Genomic DNA, 6133 nt, shown 5'->3' with positions numbered 1-6133 from the left:
GCCGGTAGGTTCGCCGGGTGCCCGAGATCGAGACCCTCGCCGCGCTGGACGCCGCGCTCGACGCCGGTGCCCCGCTGCGCGGCCTTCGCCTGCAGGACCTCGACCTCACCGACCACGCAGCGCGCTTGCTCGCGCGGGACGACGTCGACGGCCTCGTGGTCCTCGGCGGCCGGCTGCCGGACGGCCTCGAGCACCACCTGCGCACGCGCGGCGCCCTCGTCTTCCCCACCGACCCGCACGCCCCCGTCGACCCCTACCGGGCCACCCTCTACTCCCCCGACGAGCTCTACGAGGGGCTGGGCGCGGCCGGGTACGAGGCGACCCCCGACGCCCGCGCCTATCACTGGTCCCGCGACGCCGCCCTCGGCCACGACGTCTTCGTCACCCTGCTGCGCGCCATCCACGACGACTCGATGGGCGACGCCCTGAGCGACCTCCTCGACGACCGACCCGTCGTCGGCGTCATGGGCGGTCACGCCCTCGGACGGGACGACGAGCGCTACGCCCGGGCAGCCGCGCTCGGGCACGCCCTCGGGAGAAGCGGACTCGTCGTCGCGACCGGCGGTGGACCCGGGGCGATGGAAGCCGCCAACCTCGGGGCCCTGGCGCCCGACACCGGTTCCCTGGCCGACGCCGTCGAGCAGCTGCGCGCCGTGCCGACCTTCGCCCCGGACGTCGGCGCCTGGGCCACGCTCGCCCTCGAGGTGCGCGCGCCCCTGGTCGCCGGGCGGGCCGGCCGCCCGGTGCGCAGCATCGGCATCCCCACCTGGTTCTACGGGCACGAGCCCCCGAACGTGTTCTGCGACGGCATCGCGAAGTACTTCTCGAACGCCATCCGCGAGGACGGCCTCCTGGCGCGCTGCACCGCCGGCGTCGTCGTCCTCGAGGGGGCGGCCGGCACCGTGCAGGAGGTCTTCCAGGCGGCGACCCCGCTCTACTACGCCGCCGAGGACGCGCCGCTGCCGCACCTCGTGCTCGTCGGGGTCAGGCACTGGACCGAGGTCGTACCGGTGTGGCCGGCCCTGGAGGCGCTGGCCGCCGGTCGCCCGATGGCCGAGCGCGTGCACCTCGTCGACGACGTCACCGACGCCGTCGCCGTGCTCACGACCGACCGGTCTCGGCCGGCACCGGGTCCGGCGAGCGCCCCGGCATCACCATGAGCGTGGCCGTGACGACGAACCCGAACGGCACGAGCAGGAAGAGCTGCCACCACGGGCTCTGACCGGCGTCCCGGAGCCGGCGGGTGCCCGCGGCGAGCAGCGGGACGAGGCAGAGGACGAGCACGAACCCGCCGAGCCGATCGTCGAGGGCCGCCGGCGCACCGACGACGACCGCCGCGGCGAGGACGAGGAACCAGTACTCGGACCGGCTGGCCCGCCCCTCGAAGTCGCCCCACCCGCGCAGCCCGCGCCGCAGCGCCTCGACGAAGGTGACCTCGGCTGCCGGTCGCGCGGGGACGGCCTCGCCCACCGGGTCGGGCAGGAGCATCGTGGGATCGACCCCGAGCGCGGCCGCCAGCGCCTCCGCCGTGGCACGACCGGGCCGTGCGCCGCCCTCGAGGCGCTGGACGGTGCGCACGCCGACGCCGCTCTCGGCGGCCAGCCGTTCCTGGCTCCAGCCGCGCCGGAGCCGTTCGTCCCGAAGTCCCACGTCCCCCAGTCTGGCGGGGAGCGTGCCGTCGGCACCACGCCACGGGCCCGCCATCCACCCTCCCAATCCCGCCGACGTCCCGCCGGGCAGGCGTCAGGGGCGCGTCAGCAGGACGATGCCGAGGCACATCTCGTCGGTCGTGCCCTCGCCCCAGACGACGTAGCGCTCGCGCTGGCCCTGGAAGGCGGGCAGCCGGTCACGCAGCGACTGGTCGTGGCGGCAGGTGACCGTGATGCGGTCGCCCGCGGCGACCGGCACGGGCTTCTCGAGCGGGATGCTCCGCTGGTCGTCGAAGTCCCAGTTGGCGATGTCCAGCACGCGCCGGGCCTTCGCCGACCCCTTGCCGACGTCGACGGTGATGGCCCGGCCGAGCAGGTGCATGTGCCCCGACACCGCCCGGATGGTGCCCGGCTCCCGGACGGTCCGGGTGCAGCTCTGGACCGGCCCGGGCACGACCGGCCCGCAGAGCAGGTGCAGCAGGTCGGCGGTGGCCGGTCGCTCGTCGAAGCGCCGCGACACGTCGGACACCGACACCACACGGCTGCACAGGCCGGCCGACCGGTTCTCACGGCAGGGCAGCTCGACGGGAGCCGGCAGCAGCATCGTCTCGAGGGCCTTCTTGCGGCTGCCCGCGGCCTCCGACAGTCGCAGCCGCACCGTGCTGCGGTCGGTGCCCTTGCCGGCGAGGAGGTTGTAGTGCACCTGGACGACGAGCCGGCTCCCCGCGGCGAGCGGGATGCCGATGTCATCGGCCATGACGCGCTCGCCGCCGCCGGGCGCCCAGGCACCCACCCAGTCGGCGTCGTCGAGGTCCTGCCCGACGCCCTGGAGCCCGCTCCCGCCGAAGCAGGTCCAGCCCTGGCCGGGCGTGGCCGCGTCCTCGCGCTCGGCCCGCGCGACCTGGTCGGGCGTGACCTTCGAGACGATGACGTGGTGCACGACGGCCGCGTTGTCGGGCCGGATGTCGACCCCGCTCACGAGCTGGTCGGTGGCGAGGTGCGGGTCGAGGAGGAAGCAGCGGTAGTCGTCGGTCCCCTTCGGCGTGGGGGCCGACGGGGTGTACGGAGCCGGCAGGCGCACCTGGACGAACCGCTCGCCCGCGCGCAGCGGCACGTCGGGCCGGGACGGGGTCGCCGACGGCGAAGCAGCCGCGGAGGCGTGCGCCTGCTCGTGCGAGCTCTGGGCCCGCAGGTTCGCCGGGAGCTCGTCGGAGGACGCGCAACCGGCCGCCGCCACGACCACGAGGACGGCGGCCGCCCCGAGCAGACGACGTCGCACCACCGGAGCGTAGCGCCGAGGGTGGCCCCGGGTCAGCCGACCGCGGGGTCAGGCGGTCGACGCGGCCAGCTGGCCGCAGGCGCCGTCGATCTCCGAGCCTCGGGTGTCGCGGACCGTCGTGGGGATGCCGTGGGCGCGCAGCCGCTCGACGAACTGCTGCTCGACGCCGCGGCGCGAGGCCGTCCACTTCGAGCCCGGGGTGGGGTTGAGCGGGATCGGGTTGACGTGCACCCACCCCTTCCCGCGGGCGGCCAGCTTGTCGCCGAGCAGGTCGGCCCGCCACGCCTGGTCGTTGATGTCGCGGATCAGCGCGTACTCGATGCTCACCCGGCGGCCCGTGGCCTCGTAGTACCGGTACGCGGCGTCGATGGCCTCGTCGACCTTCCAGCGCGTGTTGATCGGGACCAGCTCGTCCCGCAGCTCGTCGTCCGGCGCGTGCAGCGAGAGCGCCAGCGTCACGGGGATGCCCTCGGCGGCGAGCCGGTCGATGCCCGGCACCAGCCCGACGGTCGACATCGTGATGCCCCGGGCGGAGATGCCGAGGCCGGAGGGCGCCGGCTCGGTGAGGCGGCGGATCGCACCGATCGCGGCCTTGTAGTTGGCCAGCGCCTCCCCCATCCCCATGAAGACGACGTTGCTGACCCGCGTCGGCCCGGTGGGCTCGGTGGCGTCGTCGGCCTCGTCGCCGAGGGCGGCACCCTCGGTGGGTCCGCCGATCTCCGGCAGGCCGCCGTGGCGCAGCATCCGGGCCGCGGCCACGACCTGCTCGACGACCTCGGCCGCCGACATGTTGCGGGTCAGGCCCTCCTGCCCGGTGGCGCAGAAGGGGCAGTTCATCCCGCAGCCGGCCTGGCTCGAGATGCACACGGTGACGCGGTTCGGGTAGCGCATGAGGACGGACTCGACGAGCGCGCCGTCGAAGAGCCGCCAGACCTGCTTGACCGTGGCGCCCTCGTCGGCGGTGATCGAGCGGACCGGGGCGAGCAGCGGCGGCAGCAGGTCGGCGACGAGGTCGTCACGTACGCCCTTCGGGAGGTCGGTCATCTCCTCGGGGTCGTCGACGAGGCGCTCGAAGTAGTGCGTCGAGAGCTGGTTGGCGCGGAAGGCCTTGTGGCCGAGGGCGGTGACCGCCGCGCGGCGCTCCTCGACCGACAGGTCAGCCAGGTGGCGCGGGGGCTTGCCCCGCCGCGGCGCGACCATGGTCAGCTGGCCGGGGACGGGGCGGGTCGTGGGGTCGGGGAGGTCGGGCATGGTCCGCCGATTCTCGCAGGTTCCCGCACGAAGGACCGACGCCCGATGTCCGTTCGGCCGATTCCGCCGATCGGCCACGCGGACGACCTCGCTGCCTTTACCCTTCCTTTAACTTCGCTCCGCAGGGGGAGCGAAGATGCAGGGAAAGGCACGGCCATGGGCCTGTTCGATCGCTGGCGCGCGCCCGCAGGGGGTTCCGCCCAGTCCACCACCACCGCCATCCGTCGTCCGCTCCTCCCGGTGCCGGACGTCGACGGACCCGAGATCGACGAGGCGGTGCGCGCCCACCTCGAGCGGCTCACCGCGGCCGCCGAGACCGACGTCGACTCGCTCACCCCGGAGCAGTTCGACGCCGCGCTCACCTCGCGGCTCGTCGCGCGGGACCGGTTGCAGTCCACCGGGCTCGGCTTCTCCTACGTGGTCCCGTTCACCGACCACATCGACGAGGTCCTCACCCTCGACCTCCCGACGACGGTCGTCACCCTCCCGGACTCGCGGCTGGCCGCGACCCGGCGGTACGTGCCGACCCTCATGGGCATCGGGCGCTCCAACCTCGTGCGCCAGATGGAGGCCGCCGACGTCGAGCACGTGCGGCTCGGCTCCGGCCGGCGCTCGGTCAGCGCGCTCGTCGGCGACTCCCCGTACACGGCGTCCTTCGCCCGCTTCCTCCTCGACGCCGTCGACCGGTGGATGCCGCGCGCCGACCTCCACGGCGGCATCGTCTTCGCCGTCCCGAACCGCCACTCGATCGTGCTCCAGACCTGCGCGACGGCGGCCGAGACCCGCCTGGCGCTCGAGCTCGTGCCCGAGCAGGCCGCGGAGATGTTCGACGACGGCGTCGGCCCGGTCTCGCCGCACGTCTACCACTGGTACCACCGCGAGATCACCTGCCTCACCGAGGACGCCGGCGACGGCTCGCTCCTCGTGCGGCCCACCCCCCTCCTCGAGGGGATGATGGGCCGGGGCGGCCGGCGCGCCGGCTGAGGCCGGCGGGCGGGCTCAGGCCGCGGGGACGAACCAGAGCAGCAGGGCCCAGGCCACCGGCGCGACGACCACGAGGGAGTCGAGCCGGTCCATGAGCCCGCCGTGGCCGGGCAGCAACGTGCCCATGTCCTTGATGCCGAGGTCGCGCTTGATGCTGCTCTCGATGAGGTCGCCCACGGTCGCCGCCCCCGCGGCGACCGCCCCGAGGACCGCGCCCTGCCACCAGGCACCGTGCAGGAGGAGGGGCAGGGAGACCGCACCGACCACGGCGCAGGTACCGACCGAGCCCGCGAAGCCCTCCCAGGACTTCTTCGGGCTGAGCGAGGGCGCCATCGGGTGCTTGCCGAACACCACACCGACCGCGTAGCCGCCGATGTCGGAGAAGACGGTGACGAGGACGAAGGTGATGATGCGCTGGCGCCCGTCCGGGGCGGCGAGCATCAGCGAGGCGAAGCCGCCGAGGAAGACCGGGTAGAAGGCGACGAGCGCGGAGGCGGCGAGGTCGCGGGCCGCGCCGAGCAGGCCGTCGGCGACCCGCCAGACGAGCATGCCGACGACGGTGAGGCCGAAGGTGACGACGAGCGCCTCGGCCCCGCGCAGGTAGGCCGAGGCGATCATCCCGACCGCACCGAGGACCAACGGCACCAACGGCACCCGGATCCCCTTGGTGGCGACGGCCCGCCGGACCTCCCACGCGCCGAGCACCATCGCGGCGATGACGACGACGAGGAAGGCCCGGGCGTCGAGGACGAGGCTGGCGATGACGACCGCGCCGAGGAGCAGCCCGACGCCGATCGCGGCCCGCAGGTCCCGGCCGGCGGACGGGGTGCGGCGCGGCGGGGCCGGCGGGTCGGTCTGGTCGGCCGCTCCGGCCTGCTCGGCGTCGGCGGCGTCCGCGGTCGTCACGGCGCCGGCGCCGGGGTCCTCGGCGTCGGGGGCGGCAGCGGTGGCGTCAGGCATCCTCGGGGTC

Annotated in this window: 6 protein-coding genes; 2 read left to right on the top strand and 4 right to left on the bottom strand. The window is 74.8% G+C overall.

All coding sequences use genetic code 11. The features are described 5' to 3' along the window. Window positions 1-17: 17 nt before the first annotated feature. On the top strand, window positions 18-1160 hold the full coding sequence (locus ACQZ2A_RS07750) for an LOG family protein (protein WP_430209145.1): 1143 nt from the start codon (window positions 18-20) through the stop codon (window positions 1158-1160). Here the strand turns inward: ACQZ2A_RS07750 and ACQZ2A_RS07745 are convergent. The 3 genes from ACQZ2A_RS07745 to rlmN all read right to left on the bottom strand — a co-directional run bounded on the left by ACQZ2A_RS07745 (window position 1102) and on the right by rlmN (window position 4179). After that, a complete protein-coding gene (locus ACQZ2A_RS07745) occupies window positions 1102-1650 on the bottom strand; it encodes a DUF805 domain-containing protein (RefSeq protein ID WP_430209144.1) in 549 nt (182 codons plus the stop codon). The two genes, ACQZ2A_RS07750 and ACQZ2A_RS07745, sit on opposite strands and share 59 nt — an antisense overlap. A 93-nt stretch (window positions 1651-1743) precedes the next feature. After that, the gene (locus tag ACQZ2A_RS07740) at window positions 1744-2928 is read right to left on the bottom strand and encodes a hypothetical protein (RefSeq protein ID WP_430209141.1); all 1185 of its coding nucleotides are present in this window, start codon (window positions 2926-2928) and stop codon (window positions 1744-1746) included. 48 nt (window positions 2929-2976) lie between these two features. Beyond that, window positions 2977-4179, bottom strand: a complete 1203-nt coding sequence (gene rlmN / locus ACQZ2A_RS07735) for a 23S rRNA (adenine(2503)-C(2))-methyltransferase RlmN (RefSeq protein WP_430209139.1) — start codon at window positions 4177-4179, stop codon at window positions 2977-2979. Between the two features lie 156 nt (window positions 4180-4335). Here rlmN and ACQZ2A_RS07730 point away from each other — a divergent pair, with 156 nt between their 5' ends. Further along, window positions 4336-5163: a hypothetical protein gene (locus ACQZ2A_RS07730; protein WP_430209136.1), complete on the top strand. Its 828-nt coding sequence runs from the start codon at window positions 4336-4338 to the stop codon at window positions 5161-5163. A 15-nt stretch (window positions 5164-5178) separates the two neighbouring features. Here the strand turns inward: ACQZ2A_RS07730 and ACQZ2A_RS07725 are convergent, their stop codons facing one another. Next, complete coding sequence (locus ACQZ2A_RS07725; protein ID WP_430209133.1) at window positions 5179-6123, bottom strand: phosphatidate cytidylyltransferase; 945 nt, start codon at window positions 6121-6123, stop codon at window positions 5179-5181. Window positions 6124-6133: the final 10 nt, after the last annotated feature.

The organism is Phycicoccus avicenniae, assembly GCF_050496545.1.
Taxonomy (GTDB): domain Bacteria; phylum Actinomycetota; class Actinomycetes; order Actinomycetales; family Dermatophilaceae; genus Phycicoccus; species Phycicoccus avicenniae_A.
This window is presented reverse-complemented; position numbering and strand designations above follow the sequence as displayed.